General features: G+C 72.7%; 23 protein-coding genes. 10 read left to right on the forward strand and 13 right to left on the reverse strand.

Features of this window, described 5'->3' with window-relative positions:
- Positions 1–7 precede the first annotated feature (7 nt).
- Positions 8–1,594 (reverse strand): class I adenylate-forming enzyme family protein, encoded by a 1,587-nt coding sequence (locus tag ACTXG6_RS27460; protein ID WP_445182273.1) that lies wholly within the window; start codon positions 1,592–1,594, stop codon positions 8–10.
- A gap of 188 nt (positions 1,595–1,782) precedes the next feature.
- On the opposite strand from ACTXG6_RS27460, the gene ACTXG6_RS27465 reads away from it, so the two are divergent.
- A complete protein-coding gene (locus tag ACTXG6_RS27465) occupies positions 1,783–2,415 on the forward strand; it encodes a precorrin-8X methylmutase (RefSeq protein WP_445190121.1) in 633 nt (210 codons plus the stop codon).
- A 38-nt stretch (positions 2,416–2,453) separates the two neighbouring features.
- Here ACTXG6_RS27465 and ACTXG6_RS27470 read toward each other — a convergent pair whose 3' ends face one another.
- The gene (locus ACTXG6_RS27470) at positions 2,454–3,233 is read right to left on the reverse strand and encodes a cobalt-precorrin-6A reductase (protein ID WP_445182274.1); all 780 of its coding nucleotides are present in this window, start codon (positions 3,231–3,233) and stop codon (positions 2,454–2,456) included.
- A 172-nt stretch (positions 3,234–3,405) separates the two neighbouring features.
- Here ACTXG6_RS27470 and ACTXG6_RS27475 point away from each other — a divergent pair, with 172 nt between their 5' ends.
- Together ACTXG6_RS27475 and ACTXG6_RS27480 are read left to right on the forward strand one after the other, a co-directional pair.
- Positions 3,406–4,392, forward strand: a complete 987-nt coding sequence (locus ACTXG6_RS27475; RefSeq protein ID WP_445182275.1) for a malate dehydrogenase — start codon at positions 3,406–3,408, stop codon at positions 4,390–4,392.
- Between the two features lie 88 nt (positions 4,393–4,480).
- Positions 4,481–5,212: a hypothetical protein gene (locus ACTXG6_RS27480; protein ID WP_445182276.1), complete on the forward strand. Its 732-nt coding sequence runs from the start codon at positions 4,481–4,483 to the stop codon at positions 5,210–5,212.
- A gap of 53 nt (positions 5,213–5,265) precedes the next feature.
- On the opposite strand, the gene cbiE is transcribed toward ACTXG6_RS27480, so the two are convergent.
- A complete protein-coding gene (cbiE, locus tag ACTXG6_RS27485; RefSeq protein WP_445182277.1) occupies positions 5,266–6,507 on the reverse strand; it encodes a precorrin-6y C5,15-methyltransferase (decarboxylating) subunit CbiE in 1,242 nt (413 codons plus the stop codon).
- Positions 6,508–6,551: 44 nt separating this feature from the next.
- The gene (locus tag ACTXG6_RS27490; RefSeq protein WP_445182278.1) at positions 6,552–7,304 is read right to left on the reverse strand and encodes a zf-HC2 domain-containing protein; all 753 of its coding nucleotides are present in this window, start codon (positions 7,302–7,304) and stop codon (positions 6,552–6,554) included.
- A 72-nt stretch (positions 7,305–7,376) separates the two neighbouring features.
- Here ACTXG6_RS27490 and ACTXG6_RS27495 point away from each other — a divergent pair, with 72 nt between their 5' ends.
- Complete coding sequence (locus tag ACTXG6_RS27495; protein WP_445182279.1) at positions 7,377–7,964, forward strand: sigma-70 family RNA polymerase sigma factor; 588 nt, start codon at positions 7,377–7,379, stop codon at positions 7,962–7,964.
- Between the two features lie 20 nt (positions 7,965–7,984).
- Here ACTXG6_RS27495 and ACTXG6_RS27500 read toward each other — a convergent pair whose 3' ends face one another.
- Together ACTXG6_RS27500 and ACTXG6_RS27505 are read right to left on the reverse strand one after the other, a co-directional pair.
- Positions 7,985–9,325: an MFS transporter gene (locus ACTXG6_RS27500; RefSeq protein ID WP_445182280.1), complete on the reverse strand. Its 1,341-nt coding sequence runs from the start codon at positions 9,323–9,325 to the stop codon at positions 7,985–7,987.
- Positions 9,326–9,401: 76 nt separating this feature from the next.
- On the reverse strand, positions 9,402–10,331 hold the full coding sequence (locus tag ACTXG6_RS27505; protein WP_445182281.1) for an alpha/beta hydrolase: 930 nt from the start codon (positions 10,329–10,331) through the stop codon (positions 9,402–9,404).
- 96 nt (positions 10,332–10,427) lie between these two features.
- On the opposite strand from ACTXG6_RS27505, the gene ACTXG6_RS27510 reads away from it, so the two are divergent.
- Complete coding sequence (locus ACTXG6_RS27510) at positions 10,428–11,303, forward strand: oxidoreductase (protein ID WP_445182282.1); 876 nt, start codon at positions 10,428–10,430, stop codon at positions 11,301–11,303.
- 159 nt (positions 11,304–11,462) lie between these two features.
- The gene (locus tag ACTXG6_RS27515) at positions 11,463–13,013 is read left to right on the forward strand and encodes a FadR/GntR family transcriptional regulator (RefSeq protein WP_445182283.1); all 1,551 of its coding nucleotides are present in this window, start codon (positions 11,463–11,465) and stop codon (positions 13,011–13,013) included.
- Between the two features lie 30 nt (positions 13,014–13,043).
- Here the strand turns inward: ACTXG6_RS27515 and ACTXG6_RS27520 are convergent, their stop codons facing one another.
- Together ACTXG6_RS27520 and ACTXG6_RS27525 are read right to left on the reverse strand one after the other, a co-directional pair.
- A complete protein-coding gene (locus tag ACTXG6_RS27520; RefSeq protein WP_445182284.1) occupies positions 13,044–14,630 on the reverse strand; it encodes an acyl-CoA synthetase in 1,587 nt (528 codons plus the stop codon).
- A gap of 44 nt (positions 14,631–14,674) precedes the next feature.
- Positions 14,675–15,802 carry a winged helix DNA-binding domain-containing protein gene (locus ACTXG6_RS27525; protein ID WP_445182285.1) on the reverse strand — a complete coding sequence of 376 codons (1,128 nt, stop codon included), beginning with the start codon at positions 15,800–15,802 and terminating at the stop codon, positions 14,675–14,677.
- On the opposite strand from ACTXG6_RS27525, the gene ACTXG6_RS27530 reads away from it, so the two are divergent.
- The 3 genes from ACTXG6_RS27530 to ACTXG6_RS27540 all read left to right on the forward strand — a co-directional run bounded on the left by ACTXG6_RS27530 (position 15,801) and on the right by ACTXG6_RS27540 (position 18,432).
- Positions 15,801–17,039: a CaiB/BaiF CoA transferase family protein gene (locus tag ACTXG6_RS27530; RefSeq protein WP_445182286.1), complete on the forward strand. Its 1,239-nt coding sequence runs from the start codon at positions 15,801–15,803 to the stop codon at positions 17,037–17,039. The genes ACTXG6_RS27525 and ACTXG6_RS27530 overlap by 2 nt on opposite strands.
- A gap of 187 nt (positions 17,040–17,226) precedes the next feature.
- Positions 17,227–18,168 carry a hypothetical protein gene (locus tag ACTXG6_RS27535; RefSeq protein ID WP_445182287.1) on the forward strand — a complete coding sequence of 314 codons (942 nt, stop codon included), beginning with the start codon at positions 17,227–17,229 and terminating at the stop codon, positions 18,166–18,168.
- 90 nt (positions 18,169–18,258) lie between these two features.
- Positions 18,259–18,432 carry a hypothetical protein gene (locus ACTXG6_RS27540; RefSeq protein ID WP_445182288.1) on the forward strand — a complete coding sequence of 58 codons (174 nt, stop codon included), beginning with the start codon at positions 18,259–18,261 and terminating at the stop codon, positions 18,430–18,432.
- Positions 18,433–18,578: 146 nt separating this feature from the next.
- Here the strand turns inward: ACTXG6_RS27540 and ACTXG6_RS27545 are convergent, their stop codons facing one another.
- Positions 18,579–19,355 carry an SDR family NAD(P)-dependent oxidoreductase gene (locus ACTXG6_RS27545; protein ID WP_445182289.1) on the reverse strand — a complete coding sequence of 259 codons (777 nt, stop codon included), beginning with the start codon at positions 19,353–19,355 and terminating at the stop codon, positions 18,579–18,581.
- Positions 19,356–19,405: 50 nt separating this feature from the next.
- A complete protein-coding gene (gene wrbA, locus ACTXG6_RS27550) occupies positions 19,406–20,056 on the reverse strand; it encodes an NAD(P)H:quinone oxidoreductase (RefSeq protein ID WP_445182290.1) in 651 nt (216 codons plus the stop codon).
- 510 nt (positions 20,057–20,566) lie between these two features.
- On the opposite strand from wrbA, the gene ACTXG6_RS27555 reads away from it, so the two are divergent.
- Positions 20,567–22,534, forward strand: coding sequence for an ABC transporter ATP-binding protein (locus ACTXG6_RS27555; RefSeq protein WP_445182291.1), 1,968 nt, complete (start codon positions 20,567–20,569; stop codon positions 22,532–22,534).
- Here ACTXG6_RS27555 and ACTXG6_RS27560 read toward each other — a convergent pair.
- From ACTXG6_RS27560 to dgoD, 3 genes are read right to left on the reverse strand one after another with little or no spacing between them, the layout of a single operon-like run.
- Positions 22,473–23,411 carry a ketopantoate reductase family protein gene (locus ACTXG6_RS27560; protein ID WP_445182292.1) on the reverse strand — a complete coding sequence of 313 codons (939 nt, stop codon included), beginning with the start codon at positions 23,409–23,411 and terminating at the stop codon, positions 22,473–22,475. The genes ACTXG6_RS27555 and ACTXG6_RS27560 overlap by 62 nt on opposite strands.
- A 9-nt stretch (positions 23,412–23,420) precedes the next feature.
- Complete coding sequence (locus tag ACTXG6_RS27565; protein WP_445182293.1) at positions 23,421–24,317, reverse strand: SMP-30/gluconolactonase/LRE family protein; 897 nt, start codon at positions 24,315–24,317, stop codon at positions 23,421–23,423.
- 36 nt (positions 24,318–24,353) lie between these two features.
- A complete protein-coding gene (dgoD, locus tag ACTXG6_RS27570) occupies positions 24,354–25,499 on the reverse strand; it encodes a galactonate dehydratase (protein ID WP_445182294.1) in 1,146 nt (381 codons plus the stop codon).
- Between the last annotated feature and the right edge of the window lie 75 nt (positions 25,500–25,574).

The following is a 25,574-nucleotide window of genomic DNA, read 5'->3' on the forward strand; positions in this document are numbered from 1 at the left end:
ACAGGCACTAGGCGTACCGCTCGCGCAGCGCCGCCTTGGCGACCTTGCCGGACGGGGTGGTCGGCAGCTCGGTGACGAACTCGATCTGGCGGGGCACCTTGTAGTTGGCCAGCCGCTCCGCGCAGAACGAGGTGAGCTGCTCGGCGGTCGGCTCGTGGCCCGGCCGCGGCTGGACGTAGTAGCGGCCGACCTCGCCGAGTACCCGGTCCGGCACCCCGATGCCGGCCGCCATGGCCACCCCGGGGTGCGCGGTCAGCACGTTCTCCACCTCGACCGGGTACACGTTGTAGCCGCCCTGCAGGAACATCTCCTTGCGCCGGCCCCGGATGGTGAGGTGCCCGTCCGGGTCGGCGGTCACGATGTCGCCGGTGGCCACCCAACCGCCCGGCAGGAACACCTCCGCACTGGCCTCCGGCAGGCCCCAGTAGCCGGCGGCGGTTCCCGGCCCACCGACCAGCAGCTCGCCCTCGCCACCCGGCGCCACGTCGGCACCGTCGGCGTCCACCACCCGGGTCCGCACCCCGTCCAGCGGAGTCCCCAGCGTGCGCGCCACGGTGTCCAGGTCGTCGTCGGCGCCGGACATCACACAGGCCCCGGATACCTCCGACAACCCGTAAAGGTTGTACAGGCGGGCACCGGGGAAGCCGCTGCCGATCGCCGCGCACAGGGCGGGGTCGGCGTTCGCGCCGCCGACCACCGCGACGCGCACCGAGCTGGTGTCCCGCTCGGCGAACGACCCGTGGCCCAGGATGAGCGTCCACATGGTGGGCACGCCGGCGACCACGGTCGCCCGGTGCTCCGCGATATCCCGCAGCGCGGTGGCCGGGGAGAACGCCCGCGCCAGCACCACGGTGGAGCGCCCGACGAACGCGCTGGTCACCGTGCACGTCAGGCCGCCGACGTGGTTCAGCGGCAACGCGCTGACCACGACGTCGTCCGCCCCGGTGCCCAGCCGTGCGGCCTGTGCGCGAGCGGAGCCGAGCAGGCTGGCGTGGGTGAGTACCGCGCCCTTCGGGGTGCCGGTGGTGCCCGAGGTGTACAGGATCACCGCCAGGTCGCTCGGCAGTACCGCGTCGGCCCGCCGGTCCAGGTCGGCGTGCTCCGCCGTGGTCACCGGATCGACCGGCAGCGCGAGGTACGGCTCGCCCGCGCCGGTGCCCCCCAGGAACAGCACGTGCTCGACGGTCGGCACGGCGGGCAGGAACCCCGGGTAGAACGCCTCCAGGTCCACCTCGCCGGCCTTCGCGGCGGTCACCACCAGCCGGACCCGTGCCTGGTTGAGCATGTACTCCAGCTCGGCCGCCCGGTACCGCACGTTCAGGGTGACCACCACGACGCCGATCCGGGCCGCGCCGAGGAACAGCTCGAGCCACTCGGCCCTGTTCGCCGCGGCCACCGCGATCCGGTCGCCGGGGCCGAGCCCGCGGGCCAGCAGGCCGGCCGCCACCCGGCGGCTGCGCAGCTCCAGCTCGCCGAAGGTCACCGTGTCGCGTTCGGTGAGCTCCGAGGCGCAGTGCAGGAACACCCGGTCGGGCATCTCGGCCGCCGCGGCCCGCACCAGGGCCGGATAGGTATCACTCGCCGCGGCCGCCATGCCGGCAGCCTATGGGTCGTGTCCCCCGCCGGCTGTCCCGACCGCCCGGTCGGGCCGCCAGCCGGCTGGGCCACCCGCCGGCTGTCCCCCGCCGGCTGTCCTGACCGCCCCGCCGGACCGCCCCGCCGGCGTCGCCGTACCAGCGGCCCGGGCCGGCGGCGTGCGTGGTGTCGCTTACCGTGGCACGCATGCCGGACTACGAGTACCTGCGCGACGCCGCCGAGATCTACCGGCGTTCGTTCGCCACCATCCGGGCCGAGGCCGACCTGTCCGGGCTGCCCGCCGAGCTGGCCACCGTCGCCGTCCGCATGATCCACACCTGTGGCATGACGGACCTGCCCGCCGACCTGGGCTTCTCGCCGGACGTCGTGGCCAAGGGCCGGGCCGCACTCGCCGCCGGCGGCCCGGTGCTGTGCGACACGAACATGGTCGCGTCCGGCATCACCCGGCGCCGGCTGCCGGCCGACAACGAGGTGCTGTGCCTGCTCGGCGAACCGGGCCTACCCGCGCTGGCCGCCCGGCTGGGTACCACCCGCACCGCGGCGGCCGTCGACCTCTGGGCGGACCGGTTGGCCGGCGCCGTGGTGGCCATCGGCAACGCGCCGACCGCGCTGTTCCGGCTGCTCGAGCTGATCGACGCGGGCGCACCGGCACCGGCCGCCGTCATCGGCGTTCCGGTCGGCTTCATCGGCGCCGCCGAGTCCAAGCTCGCGCTCGCCGAGCACCGGGGCGGGCTGGAGTACCTGGTGGTGCACGGCCGCCGAGGTGGCAGCGCGCTGGCCGCCGCCGCGATCAACGCCATCGCCGACCCCGTCGAGTAGTCGTGAGTGCCTAGTGGTCCTCCCCGACCATTCGCGACTCACGCCCCCCGGACGGCGGCCAGCCAGCGGGCTGCGCCGGCCACCGTGGTCTCGACCGGCACCCCGGCAGGCACCGGCGGGCGGGACTGGATCACGACAGGGATGCCCAGCTCACCGGCCGCGCGCAGCTTGGCCTCGGTCATCGCCCCGCCGCTGTCCTTGGTCACCAGCACGTCGATGCGGTGCTCCCGCAGCAGCTCCCGCTCCGCGTCCAGGGTGAAGGGGCCCCTGGCCAACAGCGTCCGCAGCCGCGGCGGCATCGGCGGCTCCGGCGGGTCGACCGAGCGCACCAGGAACCAGTGCTCCCCCAGCCCGGCGAACGCCGCGAGCCCGCCGCGGCCGGTGGTGAGGAAGACGCGGCGGCCCAGTCCGGGCAGCGCCTCGGCGGCGGCGGCCAGCGTCGGCACCCAGTGCCAGCGGTCCCCGTCGCCCGGGGTCCAACCGGGTCGGCGCAGTACCAGCAGCGGGATTCCCAGCTCGGTCGTCGCGGCGGCGGCCGAGGCGCTCATGGTGGCCGCGAACGGGTGGGTCGCGTCCACCACCGCCGCGATCCGCTCGGCCCACAGGTAGGCGCGCAGCCCGGCTACCCCACCGAAACCGCCGACGCGTACCTCGCCCGGTGGCAGCACCGGCGAGCGCACCCGACCGGCCAGCGACGACACCACGGACAGCCCCGGCCGCCCCACCGCTGACCCCGCCGACCCCCCGGCCGACGCCGCGGTCAGCACCTCGGCCAGCCGGCGGGCGTCCCCGGTACCGCCGAGGATGAGCACCCGCATCCGGTCATCGTGGCGTACCCGACCCTCCGGTCGGGCGACGCCCCCGAGATACCGGTCACCACCGGCCGCGGCGCCCGAATGGACGTGGGTACTCTGCGGTCACCGCGGTGATGCGGGCCCCGAGGGCCTGGCCGCCGCGGCACCTGAACTCGCGGATCGGAAGGAACCTCCTGTGGCACGCTCCGTCAACGTCACCGTGACAGGTGCGGCGGGTCAGATCGGCTATGCGCTCCTGTTCCGGATCGCCTCCGGCCATCTGCTCGGCCCGGACACCCGGGTCAACCTGCGCCTGCTGGAGATCCCGCAGGCGGTCAAGGCCGCCGAGGGCACCGCGATGGAGCTGCTGGACTGCGCCTTCCCGCTGCTGGACACCATCGATATCACCGACGACGCCAAGACCGCCTTCGACGGCGTCAACGTCGCGCTGCTGGTCGGCGCGCGCCCGCGCACCAAGGGCATGGAGCGGGGCGATCTGCTCTCGGCCAACGGCGGCATCTTCAAGCCGCAGGGCGAGGCGATCAACTCTGGCGCGGCCGACGACGTGCGGGTGCTCGTGGTGGGCAACCCGGCGAACACCAACGCGCTCATCGCCCAGTCGCACGCCCCGGACGTACCGGCCGAGCGGTTCACCGCGATGACCCGGCTGGACCACAACCGGGCACTGTCGCAGCTCGCCACCAAGCTGGGCGTCGAGCTGTCCGAGATCAAGAAGCTGACCATCTGGGGCAACCACTCGGCCACCCAGTACCCCGACCTGTTCCACGCCGAGGTCGGCGGGCGCAACGCGGTCGAGGTGGTCGACGACCTCGACTGGCTCCGCGACACCTTCATCCCGACCGTGGCCAAGCGCGGCGCGGCGATCATCGAGGCGCGCGGTGCCTCGTCGGCGGCCTCGGCCGCGAACGCCGCGCTGGACCACGTCTACGACTGGGTCAACGGCACCCCGGACGGCAACTGGACCTCGATGGGCATCCCGTCCGACGGCTCGTACGGCGTGCCGGAGGGCCTCATCTCGTCCTTCCCGGTGGTCTGCAAGGACGGGAAGTACGAGATCGTGCAGGGGCTGGAGATCGACGAGTTCTCCCGGCAGCGGATCGACGCGTCGGTAGCCGAGCTGGCCGAGGAGCGCGACGCGGTCCGCGAGCTCGGGCTGCTCTGACCCGCCACACCTGACCTACCCGAGGGCCCCGGCCGGTAGCTGCGAAAACAGCCGCCGCCGGGGTCCGTTCCGGTGCCATACTCCCGATGTGGAAACCACCATCGCCGAGGTCGCCGACGGTATCTTCCGGCTGTCCACCTATCTGCCGCAGATCGCCGCGCCGGCGGGCTTCACCATGAACCAGTTCCTGCTGGTCGCCGACGAGCCGATGCTGTTCCATCTCGGGCACCGCGAGCTGTTCCCGCTGGTGGCGCCGGCGGTGGCCAGGTTGCTGCCGGTGGAGCGGCTGCGCTGGCTCGCCTTCGGGCATGTCGAGGCGGACGAGTGCGGCTCGATGAACCAGTGGCTCGCCGCCGCGCCGCATGCCGAGGTCGCCCACGGTGCCGTGGGCTGCATGGTCTCGCTCAACGACATGGCCGACCGGCCGCCGCGACCGCTGGCCGACGGCGAGGTGCTCGACCTCGGCGGCAAACGGGTACGCCACCTGGACACTCCGCACGTGCCGCACAACTGGGAGTCCAGGGTGCTGTACGAGGAGACCACCGGCACGCTGCTCTGCGGTGACCTGTTCACCCACCTCGGCAACGGCCCGCCGGTGGTGTCCGACGACCTGCGGGAACAGGCGATGATCGCCGAGGAGGCGTTCCTGGCGACCTCGCTCGGGCCGCACACCGTGAGCACCCTGCACCGGTTGGCCGAGCTGGAGCCGCGCACCCTGGCGGTGATGCACGGGTCGTCGTTCTCCGGGGACGGCGGCGGCGCACTGCGCGGGCTGGCCGACGCGTACCAGGGCCGGCTGGACGCGATGGCAGCCGTCTGAGGATGCCGGTCAGCTCTCGGCGCGCGGCACCCGCCGGCGGGGGCCGACTCGGGTCAGGGCTTCTCCGCGACCCATTGCGTCACCGGCATCGCCGAGCGCCAGCCGGTGAACCCACCCACCGGCGCGGCCCGCTGCACCTGCAACCGGGTCAGGGTCCCGCCGTGCCTTTCGTACCAGTCCGCGAGCAGCCCCTCGGCCTGCACGGTGACCCCGTTCGCCACGAGCCGCCCGCCGGTGCGCAGCGCTGACCAGCAGTCCGCCAGGACGCCGTCGACGGTCACCCCGCCCCCGATGAACACCGTGGACGGCGGTTCCAGGTCCGCCAGGGCCGCGGGGGCGGCGCCGGTCACCACCCGCAGCGCGGGCACCCCCAGGGCGGCCGCGTTGCGGCCGATCCGGGCCGCTCGCACCGGGTCGCGCTCGACGGCGACCGCCGTACAGGACTGCTCGGCACGCAGCCACTCGATCGCGATGCTGCCCGAACCGGCGCCGACGTCCCAGAGCAGCTGGCCGGGCAGCGGCGCCAGCCGGGCCAGCGTGACCGCCCGGATCTCCCGCTTGGTCAGCTGCCCGTCGTGCTCGAACGTGTCGTCCGGAAGCCCCGGCACCAGGGTCAGCCCCACCGTGCCGGGATCGGCCACGCAGCGCACCGCCACCACCGCGAGCGGATCCCCCGGCGTTTCGTGCCAGTCGCCGGCGTGGCCGCTCCGGATCCGCTCGGCCGGGCCGCCGAGCTGCTCGAGCACGGTCAGCTCGCTGTCGTGGTAGCCCAGTTCGGTGAGCACCCCGGCAACCTGGCCCGGCCCGTCCGCGGTCGAGGTGAGCACCAGGATCCGCCGGCCCGGCGCCGCCCACGCCCGCATCCGGTCCAGCGGGCGCCCGACGGTGCTCACGACCGTCACCTCCTGCACCGGCCAGCGCAGCCGGGCGCAGGCCAGCGACACCGACGACGGGTGCGGGTGCACCTCGATCCGGTCCGGGCCGAGCACCCGGCACAGCGTGGAGCCGAGGCCGAAGAACATCGGGTCGCCGCTGGCCAGTGCGCACACCAGCCGGCCGGCGAACCGTTCGAACAGCGCCGGCAGCGCCGGTACCAGCGGGCTGGGCCACTCGACGTGCTCGGCGCCCTGCCCGAGGTGCCCGTCGCCGACACTGCCCAGCAGCTCCAGCTGGCGCCGGCTGCCCAGCACCACCTCGGCGCCGGCCACCGCCTGGCGCGCCGCCGGGGACAGTCCGTCCCAACCGTCCGCGCCGATGCCGACCACAGCCACCGGTGCCGATTCGTTCTCTGTCACCGGGCGATCGTGTCATCACCGCCCGGCGCTTCGGACTCAGGACACTAGGCGGCGTGGTGGCGGGCGGTCGGCTTCAGGTCCGCCGCACCGCCGGCGCCGGGCGGGGCGGACCGTGGTGCGCCGTGGCCCCTCGGCGCACCGGGGCCTCCGGCGCTCGGCTCACCGAGAGCACGCGGGGTGCCGTCGAACGGTGCGGACGCGACCCGCGCGAGTACCACCAGCGCGAGCAGGCCGAGCACCACCAGCCCGTGCGACAGCAGCCGCGACCCGGCCACCCGGTGCAGCGCCAAGTCCACCGCACTGAGCGCGGTGAGCACCCCGACGAACGCCCCGACCAGCGGTAACATGCCGCGGATCCGGACCGGCCTCGCGGCCACGCACAGGAAGCCCACCGCGAGCGCCAGGTTCCAGGCCGAGCTCTCGTGGGAGAAGTGGGTCAGCGTCGCGCCACCTACCCCGTGGCCGCCGTTCTCGTCACCGGTGGCCGCCAGGACGTCGCTGGTGGCCAGGCCGAGCTGGCCGACGCCGATCGCGGCCAGCAGCACCCGCAGCGCGGTCTCCCGCCCACCGGCGCACCAGCCGGGCCCGGGCATTGCGTGCCGCACCGCGTCCACCAGGTCCGGAACCGGCTCGACCAGCTCGGTCCTGGCCAGCCGGGTGACGTGCGCGGCCCGCTCGGCGTACCGCCGGCACTCCGGACAGCCGACCAGGTGCGCTTCCACCTCGACCCGCTCCCCGGGCGACTCCTCGTCGTCCAGCCGGGCCGACAGCGCCTCACGACACTCCGCACAGGTCATAACTGAGATAGTCGTCGGGCTCGCCCGCGCGGTTCCCGTCAGCCGGGCGCGTGCCATCGGTAGGCTCCTGCTGTGACCGGCGGTGCCCGAGATGACGAGATCACCCGAGCCGCGCTGGCCGGTGCCCGGGGCGACACCGAGGCGACGGTGGTGTTCATCCGGGCCACCCAGCGGGACGTGCACCGATTCCTGACCAGCCAGGTCGGGGCCCGGGAGGCCGACGACCTCGCCCAGGAGACCTACCTGCGGGCGCTGCGCTCACTGCCGCGGTTCGCGGCCCGCTCCTCGGCCCGCACCTGGCTGCTGTCGATCGCCCGCCGGGCCGCCGCCGACCACGTGCGGACCGCGGTGCGTCGGCCCCGGACCGGCGCCGAGCCGGACTGGGACCTGCTGCCCGAGCAGGCCCCGACGATGCCCGGCGTGGACGAGCGGGTGCTGCTGCGGGAACTGGTCCTGGGGTTGGCGGAGGACCGCCGGGAGGCGTTCGTCCTGACCCAGATGCTCGACCTGAGCTACGCCGACGCCGCCGCCGTGTGCGGCTGCCCGGTGGGCACCATCCGGTCCCGGGTGGCCCGCGCACGGGCCGACCTGGTGGCCGCACTGGCCGGTGGCCGGCCGGGCGAGCTCGGCGGGGACCGACTGGACGCCGCCGGCCACTGAACCCCGCCGTGCGCCGCAGGTCAGCCCGGCGGCGGGCTGTCGTCGGCGGGCAACCGCCGGGCTGAACCCCGCCCTACGCTCAGCACGATCACCCCCGCCACCGCCATCGCCGCCGCGATCACCCACATCCCCGAGCGGAAGTCACCGGTCGCTGTCTTCAGCGCCCCGGTGACGAAGGGGCCGACGAACCCGCTCAGGTTGCCGAACGAGTTGATCAAGGCGATGCCGGCGGCCGCCCCGTAGCCGCCGAGGAACGTCGACGGCAGCTGCCAGAACACCGGGATCGCGGCCAGCACGCCGGCCGTGCACACCGACAGCGCCGCCACCGCGAGCGTCGGTGTCCTCAGGTAGAGCGCGATCGCCACGCCGACGGCGCCGAGGAACGCCGGGATCGCGGTGTGCCACACCCGCTCGCCGGTCCGGTCCGAGTGCCGCGCGTTCAGGATCATCACGATCGCGCCGACGGCGTACGGGATCGCGGTCACCAGCCCGATCTGGACCAGCGAGAACTTCACCCCGAACTGGTCCTGGAGGCCGGACACGATCTGCGGGAGGAAGAAGCCGAGGCCGTAGAGGCCGAACACGATGCCGAAGTACACGGCCGCGAGCGCCACCACCCTCGGATGGCGCAGGCTGGCCAGTACCCCGAGCTCGTTGCCCACCTGTTTGGCGTCCTCGGCGTCGATCGTGGCGGTCAGTGCCTCGGCCTGCTCCGGGCGCAGCCAGCGCGCGTTCACCGGGCGGCTGGGCATCAGCACCAGCGTGAGCACCCCCATCAGGATCGCCGGGAGCCCCTCGACGAAGAACATCGTGCGCCAGCCCTGGTCGAAGCCGAACCAGCCGGCGCCGTGCGCGATCAGCAGCGTCGACAGCGGCGCGCCGAACACCGAGGCCAGCGGCACCCCGAGCATGAACAGCGACATGACCTTCGCCCGCTGCGCCCGGGGGAACCAGTAGGTCAGGTACAGCACGATGCCGGGGAAGAAACCGGCCTCGGCCAGGCCCAACAGCACCCGGAGCAGGTAGAAGCTCGCCGGGCCCTGGACGAACGCCATGGCACAGGCCAACACGCCCCAGGAGACCATGATCCGGGCCATCCAGACCTTCGCGCCGACCTTGTGCATGATCAGGTTGCTGGGTACCTCGAACAGGAAGTACCCGATGAAGAACAACCCGGCGCCGAGGCCGTAGGCGGCCGCGCTCAGTCCGATGTCCGCGTTCATCCTCAGCGCGGCGAACCCGACGTTGACCCGGTCCAGATAGTTGATCACGTACAGCAGCACCAGCAGCCAGACCAGCCGCCGGCCGGCCTTGGTCACCGCCGACGCGGCGAGTGCGCTGGGCACAGCCGAGATGCTCATCCGGTTCCCCCCGTTGCGAACGCCCGACAGGCAACCTTAGGTCGTCGCCGGGCCGCGAGGGACACCCAAATCCGCTTCAGGCCCAGGCCTTGCGCAGCACGCCGACCATGTCGTCCAGCACGCCCGCCGCGCTCGGGACTGCCGCCAACATCCAGAAGAAGCCGTGCAGCAAACCGTCGAAGCGCTTCGCGGTCACCGCGACACCCGCCTCCTCGAGCCGGCGCGCGTAGGCCTCGCCCTCGTCGCGCAGCGGGTCGTACTCGCTGGTCGCCACGTACGCGGGTGGCAGGCCGACCAGGCTGTCCGCGCGCAGCGGGCAGGCGTAGGGGTCCTTGTCCAGGTCCTGCGCGCCCAGGTAGTGCGCCCAGAACCACTGCATCGAGCCCTTGGTCAGCAGGTAGCCCTCGCGGTTGTCCTGATAGGACGCGGTGCCGAAGTTGAAGTCGGTCACCGGGTAGATCAGCAGCTGGGCGGCCAGCTCGGGACCGCCGCGGTCGCGGGCGGCGAGCGCCACCGCGGCGGCCAGGTTGCCGCCGGCGCTGTCCCCGGCGACGGCGAGCCTGGCCGGGTCGCCGCCGATCTCGGCGGCGTGCGCGCCGACCCACACGGTGGCCGCGTAGCTGTCGTCGAAGGCGGCCGGGTAGCGGTGCTCGGGAGCCAACCGGTAGTCGACCGAGACGACGATCGCGCCGGCCGCCGAGGCGAGCTGCCGGCACGGCTGGTCCACCACCTCGAGGTCGCCGATCACCCAGCCGCCGCCGTGGAAGTAGACCACCACCGGAAACGGTCCCTCGCCGGCCGGTGTGTACACCCGCACCGGGATCTCCCCGGCCGGGCCGGGCACCGTGCGGTCCAGCACCGAGGCCACCTCGACGGGCTCGCCCTGCAGTGCGAGGAACCCCGCCGTGGCGGCCCGCGCGTTGGGCACGGTCATCTCCTCGGTCGCCGGCAGGCCGGCCTCCGCGAGCGCGTCGAGGAGCCCCTGGGCTTCCGGGTGGACGGGCATCGTTGACCTCCTGGGTGAGCACCGGCTGCTACCCCGGACGCTATCGGGCCCTCGGGCGCCGCGCTCGCCGACTCCGCGTGTCTCTACCCTGCGGACATGCAGTGGAGCAGCTCGGACATTCCGGACCAGACCGGCCGGGTCATCGTGGTGACCGGCGCGAACAGCGGCCTCGGGTTGGTCACGGCCCGCGCGCTGGCCGCCGCCGGGGCCCGGGTGGTCTGCGCCTGCCGCAACACCGCCAAGGGCGAGGAGGCCATGGCCGGGCAGCCGGGCGACTGGGAGGTACGGCCCCTCGACCTGGCCGACCTCTCCTCGGTCGCCGCGTTCGCCACCGACCTGACCGGGCCGGTCGACGTCCTGGTCAACAACGCCGGTCTGATGGCCGTGCCCGCGCAGCGCACCGCCGACGGCTTCGAGATGCAGTTCGGCACCAACCACGTCGGCCACTTCGCGCTCACCGGCCGGCTGTTGCCCCAGGTCACCGACCGGGTGGTCACCATGTCCAGTTTCCTGCACCGGATCGGTGGGATCGAGCTGTCCGACCTCAACTGGGAACGCCGCCACTACCGGCGCTGGCTCGCCTACGGCCAGTCGAAGCTGGCCAACCTGATGTTCGCCTACGAGCTGCAGCACCGACTGCTCGCGGCCGGGTCCTCGGTGCGGTCGATGGCGGCGCACCCCGGCTACGCCGCGACCAACCTGCAGGGGCGCACCGGCACCGTGCAGGACCGGTTCACCGGCCTGGTGAACGCCGTCGCCGCGCAGTCCGCCGAGATGGGCGCGCTGCCCGAGCTGTTCGCGGCCACCGTGGTGGATCTGCCGGGCGGGACATACGTCGGCCCGGGCGGGCCCGGCGAGATGCGCGGCCATCCGAGGCCGGTGGGCTCCAGCGGCCGGTCACACGACCGGGTGGTCCAGCGGGAGCTGTGGGCGGCCTCCGAACAGCTCACAGACCTGCGTTTTCCGGCGTGATCGGCGCGTCCTGGATGCCGATGTGCGGAACTGGGATTGCTTTACGCCGCATAGCCCAATCGGGCTGCGTCCGATCGGGCGATATAACGTGCTGGACTGTCCGTGCTCAGGGGGGCACGCTGCGTAGAATGGCCAGCCCGCGGCCCTGAGGAGCTTCGCTTGATCGCCCACTTCGACGTGAGTCCGACCGCCGTGCCGGCCGCGCACCGAGAACGAGCGGTCTCGGCGATCTCGGAGTCGACCGCGGCCGAGCGCGCCGGCACCGGGAAGCTCGCCGCCCGGGTGGCGCGTCAGATCGAGCAGGACGTGCTGCGCACGGGGTGGCCGGTCGGTGAGGTGCTCGGTTCGGAGACCGAGCTGCGGGAGCGATACCAGGTCAGCCGGGCGGTGCTGCGGGAGGCGATCCGGCTGGTCGAGCATCACCAGGTGGCCTCGATGCGCCGGGGCCCGGCCGGTGGGCTGGTGGTCCGCGCGCCCGATGCGGGCGCCGCCACCAGCGCGATGGTGGTGTACCTGGAGTTCGTCGGGACCACGATCCAACACCTGTTCGCGGCTCGGCTGATGATCGAGCCGCTGGCCGCGGCGCTGGCCGCCGAGACCATCACGGAGTCCGGCATCGCGGAGCTGCGCACCGCGCTGGCCGACGAGTTCGCGGCCGGCCCCAACCGGGACGGGCACGCCCGCAGCGCCCTGCACCTGACCCTCGCGGAGCTGTCCGGCAACCCGGCCCTGAACCTGTTCATCGACGTGCTGCTGCGGCTGACCTGGCGCTACGCCGGCGACCAGCTCAACCACCTGCCGGAGGACCCTCGCCATCCCGCGTTCACCTCGTCGGACATCTCGCACGAGGCCATGGTCAACGCCGTGGTGGCCGGGGACGGCCCGACGGCCCAGTATCTCGTCACCCAGCACCTGGAGATGCTGGGTGAGTTCCTGATCAACTGGCGCCCGGACACGAACTACCCACCGAGCGCGCTCTGGTCGGTCCCGACGCCCGGCCACACCCAGGACCAGAAGCTGGCCGAGGTGGTGGCCCAGCGGCTGCTCGCCGAGATAACCGGCGGCGGCTGGGAGGTCGGCTCGGTGATCGGGTCCGAGGCCGCACTGCTGGACCGGTTCGGCGTCAGCCGCGCGGTGCTGCGGGAGGCGGTGCGGCTGCTGGAGTACCACTCGGTGGCCCGGATGCGGCGCGGCCCCGGTGGCGGGCTGGTGGTGGCCGAACCCGACCCGAGCGCCAGCATCGAGGCGATGGCGCTCTACCTGGACTACCAGGGCATCGAGGTCGAGCACCTGCGCGCCGTGCGGGAGGCGGTCGAGCTGGCCTGCCTGGACCGGGTAGCGGCCCGGGTCGGCGAGCCCGAGGTGGCCCGCCGGCTGCGCGCGGTACTGCACGGCGCGGAGACGGCGAACCCGTTCGGCGGCGGCAAGCCCCCGGCGCACCTGGGCGAGCTGTCCCACCTGCTGCACGTGGAGCTGGCCGAACTGGCCGGCAACCCGGTGCTGGCACTGTTCCTGCGCATCCTGATCACGCTGTGGGCGCGACAGCGCGAGGCCAAGGGCACCGCACCGGCCGAGCCACAGCCCGAGGTGAACGCCTCGGTCGCCCGCGCCCACCAGGGCATCGTGGACGCCCTGCTGGTCGGCGACGGCGGTCTGGCCCGGCACCGGATGCGCCGCCACCTGAGCCTGCTCACCGAGTGGTGGCAGTAGCCCACACCCTCCGGTAGAACCGGCGCGCCGTCAGCGGACCGGCTGCCCGGAGCGGTAGGCGTCCCGGAGCAGCCGCTTGTAGAGCTTGCCGTTCTCCTGTCTGGGCAGCTCGGCGGTGAAGTCGATGCTGCGCGGGCACTTGTAGTGCGCCAGCCGGGCCCGGCAGTACTCGATCAGCTCCCCGGCCAGGGCCGGGTTGCCCAGGCTCGGGTCGACCAGCTGCACGACGGCCTTGACCTGCTCGCCCATGTCCGGGTCCGGTACCCCGATGACCGCTACGTCGGCGACCGAGGGGTGCATCGTGAGCACGTTCTCGGTCTCCTGCGGGTAGATGTTCACCCCGCCCGAGATGATCATGTGGGAGAGCCGGTCGGTGAGATAGAGGTAACCGTCGGGGTCCAGGTGGCCGACGTCGCCGAGGGTGCTCCAGCCCAGCGGGTGGTAGCTGCCTTCGGTCTTGGCCGGGTCGTTGTGGTACTCGAACCGCGCCCCGCCGCCGAAGTACACCGTGCCGGTCTCGCCCTGGGGCAGCTCACCGCCGCCCTCCCCCACCACGTGCACCTCGCCGGTCAGGGCCCGGCCGACCGAGCCGGGGTGCGCCAGCCAGTCGTCGGCGGAGATCAGGGTCATCCCGTTGCCCTCGGTGCCCGCGTAGTACTCCCAGAGGATCGGGCCCCACCAGTCGATCATGGCCCGCTTGAGCTCGACCGGGCACGGCGCCGCGGCGTGCACCACCGATTGCAGGCTGGACAGGTCGTAGCCGGAACGGACCTGTTCGGGCAGCCGCAGCAGCCGGCCGAACATGGTCGGCACGAACTGGGCGTGGGTGACCCGGTACTCGGCCACCAGGCGCAGCGTCTGTTCGGCGTCGAACCGCGACATCACCACCGCGGTGCCGCCGAGGCGGTGGATCGCCATCGTGTAGCCCAGCGGCGCGGCGTGGTAGAGCGGCGCCGGGCTGAGGTAGACCGTGGAGCGGTCGTAGCCCATCGCCCCGACCATCGCGCTCAGCCGGAACTCGGTACCGACGGCGCCGCCGGTGAGCGCCCGCTTGACCCCCTTCGGCCGGCCCGTGGTGCCGGACGAGTAGAGCATCGTCTCGCCCTCGGACTCGCCGGGCAGCGGCGAGCTCGGCGCCGCCGCCAGCGCGGCGACGTAGTCGTCGTGCCCAGCCAGGACGCCGCCCACGATGAGCCGGCGCGCCACCCCGGGGGTGGCCGGCACGATCGCGGCGGCCAGCTCGGCCATCGCGGCCGAGGTGATCAGCACCCGGGAACCGCTGTCGTCGACCACGTAGCCGGCCTCGTCCGGGCTGAGCTTGGTGTTCACCACGGTCACGTACAGCCCGGAGCGCACCGCCGCCCAGCACACCTCGAACACCTCGGTGCGGTTCTCCATCAGCACCGCGACGTGGTCGCCGGTGGTGAGGCCGGCCGCCCGCAGCAGGTGTGCGCACCGCACCGAGCGGTCGTCCAGCTCGGCGTAGGTCAGCGTCTGCACCGGGCGCGACTCGGCGTCCACCACGACCACCGCGAGCTTGTCCGGGGTCAGCCGCGCCCATGTCGAGGGGAACTCCGGCCCTGCCTGCTGAGCCGCCACCACGGGGTCCGACACCATCCCTGGACGCTACCTCGCCGGGTCCGGGCCAGCCCGGTGATCACCTACTCGGGATCGGCGAGCACCACCCGCACCGGGCTGCCCTGGGCGGCGAACTCCGCGAGCCGCTCCACCTCCGCGCGCAGCTGGGCACCGTGGCGCGGGGCCAGCGCCCGGAACGGCCGCACGGTCAGCACGGCGGACCCGCCGAGGTGCTGACCGTGCGGCCGCTCCACCGCCCACAGCCCGCGCACGAAACCGTCCACCAGCACGGTGCCCGGTACGACGGCGTTCTTGCTCTTCAGCCTGACCCGGTACTGCTCGGGCACCACGCGGGACCGGTCGGCGTGCGCCAGCAGCACGTTGTCGTAGGGCGCCAACAGCCGTACCGGTGCCGCGGTGGCCGCCGGCGGGCGGGGCGCATCCGGCAGGTCGAACAGCTCGCGGCCCCGCTCGTCGGCGAACACCCGCAGTCGGGGCCGCAGCTCGTCGAGCACCGGGCGCACGGCGGTCCGCCCCGACCAGGTCGCCACGTCGGACACCGTCGCCGGGCCGAACGCGGCGAGGTAGCGCAGCACCAGGGCGGCCGGGTCCGGCTCCGGGCACACCGGCTCGCCGAGCCACGCCGGCACGGTGCTCAGCCTGGGCAGCCCGCCAACCGCCCAGATCCCCCTCGGCGGCACCTGCACGGTCGGCGTGAGTGCCAGCGCCGCGAAGCCCAACCGGTCGACGTCGGCCCCGGGCCAGCGGGTCGCGAGCAGGGCGCGCAGCTCGGCGGCGGTGCGCGGTGCCTCGGCGAGCAGCTCGGCGGTGACCGCCAGCACCTCGCCCAGCTGCCGGCCGGCGATCCGGTGACCGTCGTAGTCGGTGTTGGTGCGCACCGCGCGCTCCTGGGTGGGCTGGGCCAGCATCCGCAGCGCCAGGCAGTCCGCCGAGGTCACCGCGTGCAGCGTGCCGCGCATCATCGTCGCCCGGACCGCGCGCCGGCTGGTGAGCAGCTCGACCAGCTCGGCGGGCCGGAACCCGTCCAGGCGCGACCAGAGACCGTAGTACGGCGCATCGGGCGCCTGCGCCTGCATCCCGACCAGGTGGGTGAGCACGTCGGCGACCGGGCGGCGGACCCGGCGCAGCAGCAGCTGGCGGGCCAGCAGCGCCCGGTTCAGCGCCTTCGGGGCGAGCACCTCGGGGCTCATGGGCGAGAGTATGGCCGTGCACACCGACACCGACACCGACACCGACACCGACCGACCGCGCCGCCCGCTGGACGGCGTGCTGGTGGCGACCCTGGAGCAGGCGGTCTCGGCCCCGCTGTGCACCCGCCACCTGGCCGACTACGGCGCCCGGGTCATCAAGATCGAACCGCCGGGGCGCGGCGACTTCACCCGGGACTACGACGACGTCGTGCGGGGCCTGGCCGCGCATTTCGTCTGGGTCAGCCGGGGCAAGGAGTCGCTCACCCTCGACCTGAAGTCCGAGTCCGGCATCGCCGTGCTGCACCAGCTGCTGGCCGAGGCGGACGTGCTGGTCAGCAACCTGGGACCGGGCGCGGTCGACCGGCTCGGACTGGGCGCAGGCGCGCTGGCCGGCCGCTACCCCCGGCTGATCACCGTGACGATCTCCGGCTACGGCACCGGCGGCACCCTGGAGCACAAGCGCGCCTACGACCTGCTCGCCCAGGCCGAGGCCGGCTCCTGCGCGATCACCGGGTGGCCCGGGCAGCCGGCCAAGCCGGGCATCCCGATCGCCGACGTGGGCACCGCGATGTACGCCTTCTCCGCCACGCTGGCCGCGCTCTACGACCGGGACCGCACCGGGCGCGGGTCGGCCATCTCGGTCAGCATGTTCGACTCGATGATGGAGTTCATGGGCTACGCCCTGAACCATGCCCAGCACAGCGGCCGCGACCAGGCACCGAACGGGTTCAGCTCGCCCGCGGTGGCGCCGTACGGGGCGTTCCGGACCTCGGACGGGCAGACCGTGGTGCTGGGCACCACCAACGACGCCGAGTGGCGCCGGCTGGCCGCGCGGGTACTCGGCAGCGACGAGCTGGCCGCCGATCCCCGCTACGCCCACAACGGGGACCGCCTCGCGCACCGGGCCGAGCTGGACACCGTGATCGGCACCTGGTGCGCCGAGCGCCCGCTGGCCGACATCCAGGCCGCCGCCGACGCGGCCGGGATCGGCAACGCCCGCCACAACACCCCGACCGAGGTGGTTGCGCACCCGCACCTGAGAGAACGCAACCGTTGGCGCACCGTCGAAACACCGGCCGGACCGATCGCCGCGCTGCTGCCGCCACCGGTGGTAACCGGCTGGGAACCGAGCATGGGAGCGATCCCCGCACTCGGCGCGCACACCGACCGGATACTCGCTGAGCTGGGCTTTTCCCCCGACCAGGTCGACCAGCTACGCCGCGACGCGGTCGTCTGACGCGCACCTGAGCCGGGCCCGTGGATGCTTCAGAAACGCGCGAGTACTGTCGCGACGCGAGGCGGTCGACCGCACGAGACGCTGGCCACAACCGCCCGGGTAAGTAACGTTCCAGCGCGAACCGCGTTGAACTAGGTAAGGCAGACCTACATAGATCACGTGCGTCTCTACAGGGGAGTTCTTCGTCGTGCCACGCGTCTTCGACACCATCGCACCTCGCGATATCCAGCTCTGGGGCAACCACACCGTCAAGTTGCGGCACAACTTGGCTCAGCGGGAGGACCTCTTCTCGGACGAATCGCTGGCCAACCTGGTCGAGCGGATCGACCCGAAGCACATCGACATCACCACCATGGGCGACGACGTCTCCACCTGGGGCCACGTCGACCGGGCCGGTCAGCCCGGCGCCAAGGTGCTCGATGCGGTGCGCGGCGGGCGCGTCTGGATCAACATGATGGCCATCGAGAAGGCCGACCCCCGGTTCGCGGACCTGCTCGACCAGATGTACGGCGAGCTGGAGGGCACGCTCCCGGACTTCAAGACCTTCAAGCGCAAGCTGGGTCTGTTGATCTCGTCGCCGACCGCGCGGGTGTTCTACCACTTCGACGTCCCCGGCCAGGCGCTCTGGCAGATCCGCGGCCGCAAGCGGATCTGGATCTACCCGCCCACCGAGCCGTTCCTGCCGCCGACCGAGGTGGAGAACGTGGTGCGCAGCCTGTCCCTCGAGGACCTGTCGTACCAGCCGTGGTTCGACGACTACGCCGAGGTCTACGACATGGAGCCCGGCGACATGCTGCACTGGGCGCTGAACGGGCCGCACCGGGTCAGCAACCTCGACGGCTTCAGCGTCTCGCTGACCACCGAGCACTGGACCAGCAAGATCCGCCGCTCCTACGCGATGCACTACGGCAACGGCGTCCTGCGCAACAACGCGCACTGGGCGCCGAAGTCCAGCTCGCTGGACGGCCCGGCGTTCTGGGCGAAGGTCGGCCTGACCGCCGCCTGGCGCAAGAGCGGTATGGAGAAGAAGCAGGGCTACAAGCGGGTGCTGACCTACAAGGTCGACCCGGACGCCCCGCTCGGCGTCGTGCCGCTGGAGGAGAAGGACCGGACCACGGTCAGCCTGTAGCCACACACCAGTTCGTTCCGCCGGGTGCCCGGCGGGCGGTGCGTACCCAGCACCCCCGCCGGGCACCCGTCTGTTCCAGGAGCACCAATCATGATCATCGACGGGTGGGCGCAGCCCAACTTCGTCGCCGCGCGGGACCGGCTGCCGATGCCGGAGGTACGGCGGCTGCTGGAGAAGTCCGGTACCGCCGACCGGGCGCCCTGGACTTCCCCGAGCTGGTCATCGTCGGCGGGCACATCGGCCACCCGTGGACCAACGAGATGATCGGGGTGGTCTGGAAGCACGACAACGTCTACCTGGACACCTCGGCCTACCTGCCCCGCTACTACCCGGCGCCGCGCGGCCGCCCGGGTGTTCACGCTACCCGCCGGCCGGGCCGCCCACTGAAGTACTGGCTCAGAGGTACTGGCTCAGAGGTACTGGCTCAGGTCCGGGTAGTTGGTGATCTCCCAGCCGCCGTCGACCACCAGGCTGGTGCCGGTGATGTAGCGGGCGTCGTCGCTGGCCAGGTACACGCACGGACCGGCGATGTCGTCCGGATCCGCCGCCCTGGCCAGTGGAATCCGGCGCAGGTAGTCCTCGCGCAGCCCCGGGATGGCCAGCAGCGGGGCGGTCAGCGGGGTCTCCACCAGCCCAGGCAGCACGGCGTTCACCCGAACCCGGTACGGGGCCAGCTCCAGCGCGGCGCCCTTGGTGAAGTTCTCCGCGCCGGCCTTGCCGGCCGCGTACGAGCTGGCGCCCCAGAGCGGGACGTGCGCGTTGAGCGAGGCGACGTTCACGATCGCGCCGCCCCGGTCGCCCTCCCGCATCGCCAGCGCGGCGTGCCGGGTGCCCAGGTAGGTGCCCTTCAGCAGCAGGTCGACGGTGGCCGACCAGTCCTCCACTGTGCCGTCCAGGATGCTGCCGAACCGGGCTGCCCCGGCCACGTTGAACGCCAGGTCGAGCCGTCCGAACCTGCTGATCGCGGTGGCGACGGCATCCCGCACCTGGTCGTCCACCGTGACGTCGGCGACGGCCACCGCGAGCGTCCGGGGGCCCTTCGCCTCGGCCTCGGCCAGCGCGTCCGCGTTGATGTCCGCGGCCAGTACCCGGGCGCCCTCACCGAGCAGTCGAGCGACGATCGCCGCGCCGATACCCGACGCCCCACCGGTGACCAGGGCGACCTGCCCCTCGAACCGGCCGCTCATCGGAGCCATCCACATCGACGAAGGTTCGGCGACGCTGCCATTGCCCCACCCTATTCGAGATCGCCGGCCCGGCCAGCGGCCACGTAGCGGGAAATCCTGGCGAGCCGGGCGCCCTGTACCCGGCAGGCCGCCAGCGCCTCCTCGTCCGGGGCGGCAGACTTGCGGGACACGAACGACCCGCCGTACGGGTTGCCCGACTCCATCACGGCCGGGTCGGAGTAACCGAGCGGCAGCACGATCGAGCCCCAGTGGTAGAAGACGTTGTTCATCGCCAGGATCGTCGACTCCAGGCCGCCGTGCTTGGTGGACGAGCTGGTGAACGCGGTGCCCACCTTGTCGATCAGCTTGCCCTTCGCCCACAGCCCACCCGTGGTGTCCAGGAACTCCTTGAGCTGCCCCGCCGGGCCGCCGAACCGGGTGGGGCTGCCCAGCGCGATGCCGTCCGCCCAGTCCAGGTCGTCCAGCGTGGCCGGCTGCTCGTAGGGATTCGTGTCCACCCAGGTCTGCCACCTCGGGTTGCTGGCGATCGCCTGGGGCGGCGCGAGCTCCGGCACCGGGCGCACCCGCACCTCGGCGCCCTCCTTGCGGGCGCCCTCCGCCACCGCCTCGGCCAGCGCGGCCACGTTGCCGGTGGCGCTGTAGAACACCACGGCGACCTTGGGAGTCGTCACCGCATCCGCCGCACCTGTCGTACCCGTCATCCGATCTTCGCCCTTCCCGCCACGCCCACCTCGGTCACACCAACGTAGATCCTGGTGGCGCACGGCGCGCGCCCAGTTCTTCAGGCACCGGCCGATTCACACACCTTTAACTTATGGCGCGCATATTCAGGGCGAGGACAATGGGTCAGCCGACACCCGGCGAGTCGATCACCTATCAGCTCCTGAGGCAGTCGCTACGCGTTAGCTGTGAAGGCTCAGAGTTAGCAACCAGTTAATTCAGCGAGGAGTAGGTTACTAATCAGGGCCGCACGGAACGGCTCCCCCGCAAGATGGAGGACAGAGTTATGGCACGCGTCAGCGACCAATTCAGGTGGACCCCGGGCCGACGCAATGACGACCGCCGCCGGCCCAACCGCGGTGAGGACATGTACGACAGGTACGACAACCACCGTCGCGGAGACCGGCACAGGTAACCACGAGTGGCGGTGGCGGACCGGGCAGCCGGTCCGCCACCGCGGGCCCGACCGAGACAGAGCGGTTGTAGATCACATGACACAGGCCAGGTCCGCCACCGATCGGACGCCGACGGTGCCGATCACCCGGATCGGCCCCGCCCCGGCGCCGGCTCAGCCGGGGGCCCGGCCGGCGACCCAGCACCCCCGTACCGCGAAACCGGCCCGGTCAGCTGGCTCTGAACTGGCTAATCGGCCGATCGAGCCGGTCGAGTCGGAACCGTCGGCGGAACCGGTGGTACCCGCCGCGCCCACCCAGGCGATGCGGCTGATCCTCCGCCGGTTCTGGCCGCAGCTGCGGCCGTACCGCTGGTGGCTGCTGCTGGCCCTGTTCGTGATCGCCATCGGCCAGGGTCTGGACGCCGCCGCGATCTGGCTCTTCGAGATCCTGGTCGACGACGTGCTGACCCCGCCGAACCCGGCGCTCTTCGGCAAGCTCGCCGCCGGGTACGCCGGGATCACGGTGGCACTCGGGCTGGTCACCTTCACCGACCAGTATCTCGCCGCATGGATGGGTGAGGGATTCCTGCACCGGCTGCGCATGCGTGTTTTCAGTCACCTGCAGTCGCTCCCCCTGCATTTCTTCGAAAGACGTCCGATCGGTGACACCATTTCCCGGCTGACCTCGGACATCAACGCTATTGAGGACCTACTGCTCACCGGCGCGACCGGCGCAGTGGCCAATATCCTCAAAATCGTCATCTATGGCGGGATCCTCTTCTATCTGAACTGGCACCTCACGCTCGCCGCACTGATTGCGATGCCCATCTTCGCGCTCTGCTCCCGGTTCTTCGCCACCCGCAGCCGGCGGGCCGCGCGGGAGGTTCGCCGCCGCGGTGGCCAGATCGGCGCGGTCGCCGAAGAGAACCTGGGTGCCATGGCATTGGTGCAGGCCTACGGGATGGCACCGCGCGAGATCGCCCGGTTCGGCGTGCAGAGCAACGCGGCCCGCGGCGCCGAACTGGCCGCCACCCGGATCCGCGCGCTGTTCTCGCCGGTCACCGACCTGTTCGAGGTGGCCGGGGTGCTGGTCATCCTCGGTCTAGGCCTGGTCGAGCTGATGAACCACCGGCTCACCCTGGGCGACCTACTGGCGTTCCTGATCTACGTCAGCCAGCTCTATGCGCCGGCCCGTGGCCTGGCCGGGCTGGCCACCACGGTGTACGCGGCCACCGCGGGCGCCGAGCGGGTCATCGACCTGCTCGACCAGAAGCCGACCCCGACCCCCCAACTGGTTCGCCCCGCGCTGGCCGCTCGACCCGTCACCGAGGGCCCACCGGCCGGGCCGGTACGGCGTGGTCTCGAGTTCAACCGGGTTCGGTTCAGCTACCCGGGCCAGGGCGTCGATGCGGTCAGCGAGGTCAGCTTCGCGGTCCCGCGCGGCAGGTGCGTCGCGGTGCTCGGACCCAGCGGTTCCGGTAAGTCGACGCTGCTGCGGCTGCTGCTGCGCTTCGACGACCCCACCGGCGGCACCATCCGCCTCGACGAGCGCGACCTGCGCCTGATCGACCCGGACGCGCTGCGCGCGCGGATCGCCCTGGTCCCCCAGGAGGCGACGCTCTTCGACGTCCCGGTCGCGGAGAACATCCTGATCGGGCGACCCGGTGCGACTCCGGGCGAGGTGATGGCGGCGGCCCGCGCGGCGGGCGCGGACGAGTTCGTCCGGCGGCTGCCCCAGGGATACCTGACCCCGGTGGGGCAACGCGGCCGGTTGCTGTCCGGTGGGCAGCGCCAGCGCATCTCGCTGGCCAGGGCCCTGCTGCGGGACGCCGAGGTCCTGCTGCTCGACGAGCCGACCACCGGGCTGGACGGGCGGGCGCGCGACGAGCTGCTCGCCGTGCTGGCCCGGCTGACCCTGAACCGCACCACGGTGCTGATCACCCACGACCCGCTGGTGGCGGCGCTGGCCGACGAGGTGGTGTACCTGAACCAGGGCCGGTTGGTCAGCCCGCCGCCGGCGCGGTCCGGCGCAGTCGGTTCCGGTACACCCGCAGCTGCATCGTGACCAGTTCCAACAGCGGCACCGGCACACCCGACGCGGCCGCCCGGGCCACCAGGTCCCCCAGGATCTGCTCGACCTCCACGTCCATCCCGCCGGTCAGGTCGCGGTAGAGCGACGACGCGAACGGCGAGCCCTTCTGGGTCACGTGGGCGCGCGCGTCGGCCAGGCTGGCCTCGGGCACCGGGTGGCCCGCTGCCGCCGCCACGGCCGCCGCCTCCGCCACCACGGCCTCGGCGAACCGGGCGCCGCCCGGCACCGCCTCGACCTCACCGATCGTGCCGCGCATCAGGCAGGTCACCGCGCAGATGCTGGCGATGAAGACCCACTTGGACCACATCGCGGTGGTGATGTCGGTGGACAGCTCGGCGCCGAACCCGGCGCCGCTCAGCGTGCGGTGCACCTCGTCCAGCCGAGGGTCGGGCTGCCCGTCGCGGGTACCGTAGATCAGGCTGCCCAGGTCCGCCAGCCGCTCGATATCACCGTTGGCGTCGATGGTGGTGGCCACGAACGCGACCCCGCCGAGCACCGCGCGCTCGCCGAACCGCTGGACCAGCGCGTCCACGTGCCGGATCCCGTTGAGCACCGGCAGGATCAGCGTGTCCGGCCCGACCGCCGGGGCCAGGTCGGCGATGGCGCCGTCCAGCCCGGCCTCCTTGACGGTCACCAGCACCAGGTCGAACGGCGCGGTCAGGTCGGCGGCCAGCGCCAGCTTCGGCTCGAGCTCGAGCTGCTCACCGAGACCCACGACGCGCAGCCCACGCTCCCGCAGCAGCGCCGCCCGCACCGGCCGCACCAGGAACGTGACGTCCCGACCGGCCCGCGCCAGCAGCGCCCCGAAGAAGCCGCCGGTGGCACCGGCCCCGACGACCAGAATCCTCATACCGCGAAGCTACCTCGCGGCGGCGATGCCCGCCCGTGCCGCCGGGACACCGCGGACCGGCACCGGAATGTGCTGCACCGCCCCGTCGGACTCGGCCGGTTCGACCAGGCCGACCGTGGCCGAGGTGGCCACGAGCCGCCCGCCCGACAGGCACACGCTGGTCGGTTGGCCGGCCGGGATCGCCAGCACCCGGTCCACCGAGCCGGTCGGGCTGAACCGCCGGATCTCACCCGCACCCCAGATCGCCGACCACAGGTAGCCCTCGGCGTCCACCGTCATGCCGTCCGGGCTGCCATCGGCCACCGTGGCGAACTCGGTGTGCCGGCCGAGCCCGCCGGTGCGCGGGTCCACCGGGTACCGGTAGATCACCCCGCGCGCGCTGTCGGCCAGGTACATCAGCTCGCCGTCCGGGGTGAACGCCGGCCCGTTGGGCACCGTCAGCTCACCGACCACCCGGTGCACCGAGCCGTCGACGTCCACCCGGTACAGCGCGCCCGCTCCCTCGGCGGTGTCGTAGGCCATCGACCCGGCCCAGAACCGGCCGCTCGGGTCGGCCACCCCGTCGTTCATCCGCATCCGGTGCGGCGCACCGTCCTCCGGCCGGGCCAGCCAGTGCACCTCACCGGCGGCTCCGGCACCGGCACCGGCTCCGATCAGGGCGATCCCGGTGCCGGTGGCCGCGACCCAGCCGCCACCGGCCAGCGGAGCGACCGCGCCCAGCGGGTCGGCCAACTCCAGGAGCACCCTGGGCGGCCCGGCCAGGTCCGCCGGCAGCGCCAACAACCGCCCGGTGAGGATGTCCACCATGATCAGATGATCGCCGACGTCACGCAGCCCCTCCCCGAGCGCGAACCGCTCGCCGGGCACCGCCGTCCACCCGTCCGTGCTGGCCTCAGAATCCGTCACCGCGCAGCGGCCCTCCCGATCTCTCGTCACACCCGCTCACCACTCGGCGAACGATCCGTCCTCGTGCCGCCACCGCGGCGGCCGCCAGTGGTGCCCGACCGCGTCCGCACGGCGGACCTGGGCCTCGTCGATGTCCACCCCGAGCCCGGGCGCATCGGTGACCCGCACGTACCCGTCCGGAAAGGCGAACGGCGCCCGGTCCAGGACGTAGTCCAGCAGCTCCGCATCCCTGTTGTAGTGGATCCCGATGCTCTGCTCCTGGATCAGGAAGTTCGGCGTGGCGAACGCGACCTGCAGGCTCGCGGCGAGCGCGATCGGCCCGAGCGGGCAGTGCGGGGCGAGTAGCGCGTCGTAGGTCTCGGCGAGCGAGGCGATCCGGCGTACCTCGGAGATCCCGCCGGCGTGCGAGAGGTCGGGCTGCACCACAGCGACCCCGGCGCCCAGTACCGGCAGGAAGTCGGTCCTGGAGAACAGCCGCTCCCCGCAGGCCACCGGCACCGGCGAGACCGCCACCACGTCAGCCAGCCGGTGACCGAACTCGGGCAGCACCGGCTCCTCCACGAACAGCGGATGCAGTGGCGCCAGCAGCGGGATCACCCGCCGGGCGGCGGCCACGGTGAACCGGCCGTGGAAGTCGACCGCAACGTCGCGGTGCTCCCCCACCATGTCGCGCACAGCGGCGAGGCGCGCCACCACCTCGGCGGTCTCTGCGGCGGTCGGCAGCTTGCTCATCCGCCCACTGGCGTTCATCTTCACCGCGGTCAACCCCGCCTCGACCTGAGCGGCCGCCGCGTCGGCCACCTCGGCCGGTTCGTCACCGCCGATCCAGCCGTAGACCCGCACCCGGTCGCGCACCGCCCCGCCGAGCAGCTGGTGCACCGGCACCCCCAGCGAGCGGCCGAGGATGTCCCAGAGCGCCTGGTCGACGCCGGCCACCGCACTGGACAGCACCGGGCCGCCCCGGTAGAACGCCGCCTTGGTCATCGTCTGCCACAGGTCCTCGATGCGCCGGGGGTCGTGGCCCAGCAGCAGCTCGGACAGCTCGCCGACCGCCGCGCGGACCGTCTCGGCCCGGCCCTCGACCACCGGCTCACCCCAGCCGACCAGGCCGTCGTCGGTCGCCACCCGGCAGAACAGCCACCTCGGCGGCACCAGGAACGTCTCGACAGCCGTGATCTTCACGTCGGTGTGGCCCTCCGCTGCTCGTTCGCCGCTCCGGAGATTGTCGCTCCCTCGATTGTCGGCGGGGTCGTCCCG

This window comes from Pseudonocardia sp. Cha107L01 (genome assembly GCF_052566575.1).

Coding starts and splice junctions, on each gene's coding strand:
- ACTXG6_RS27460 (WP_445182273.1), bottom strand. CDS start 1,594: ATGGCGGCCGCGGCGAGTGATACCTATCCGGCCCTGGTGCGGGCCGCG.
- ACTXG6_RS27465 (WP_445190121.1), top strand. CDS start 1,783: ATGCCGGACTACGAGTACCTGCGCGACGCCGCCGAGATCTACCGGCGT.
- ACTXG6_RS27470 (WP_445182274.1), bottom strand. CDS start 3,233: ATGCGGGTGCTCATCCTCGGCGGTACCGGGGACGCCCGCCGGCTGGCC.
- ACTXG6_RS27490 (WP_445182278.1), bottom strand. CDS start 7,304: ATGACCTGTGCGGAGTGTCGTGAGGCGCTGTCGGCCCGGCTGGACGAC.
- ACTXG6_RS27500 (WP_445182280.1), bottom strand. CDS start 9,325: ATGAGCATCTCGGCTGTGCCCAGCGCACTCGCCGCGTCGGCGGTGACC.
- ACTXG6_RS27505 (WP_445182281.1), bottom strand. CDS start 10,331: ATGCCCGTCCACCCGGAAGCCCAGGGGCTCCTCGACGCGCTCGCGGAG.
- ACTXG6_RS27510 (WP_445182282.1), top strand. CDS start 10,428: ATGCAGTGGAGCAGCTCGGACATTCCGGACCAGACCGGCCGGGTCATC.
- ACTXG6_RS27520 (WP_445182284.1), bottom strand. CDS start 14,630: ATGGTGTCGGACCCCGTGGTGGCGGCTCAGCAGGCAGGGCCGGAGTTC.
- ACTXG6_RS27530 (WP_445182286.1), top strand. CDS start 15,801: ATGGGCGAGAGTATGGCCGTGCACACCGACACCGACACCGACACCGAC.
- ACTXG6_RS27525 (WP_445182285.1), bottom strand. CDS start 15,802: ATGAGCCCCGAGGTGCTCGCCCCGAAGGCGCTGAACCGGGCGCTGCTG.
- ACTXG6_RS27540 (WP_445182288.1), top strand. CDS start 18,259: ATGATCATCGACGGGTGGGCGCAGCCCAACTTCGTCGCCGCGCGGGAC.
- ACTXG6_RS27545 (WP_445182289.1), bottom strand. CDS start 19,355: ATGAGCGGCCGGTTCGAGGGGCAGGTCGCCCTGGTCACCGGTGGGGCG.
- wrbA (WP_445182290.1), bottom strand. CDS start 20,056: ATGACGGGTACGACAGGTGCGGCGGATGCGGTGACGACTCCCAAGGTC.
- ACTXG6_RS27555 (WP_445182291.1), top strand. CDS start 20,567: ATGACACAGGCCAGGTCCGCCACCGATCGGACGCCGACGGTGCCGATC.
- ACTXG6_RS27560 (WP_445182292.1), bottom strand. CDS start 23,411: ATGAGGATTCTGGTCGTCGGGGCCGGTGCCACCGGCGGCTTCTTCGGG.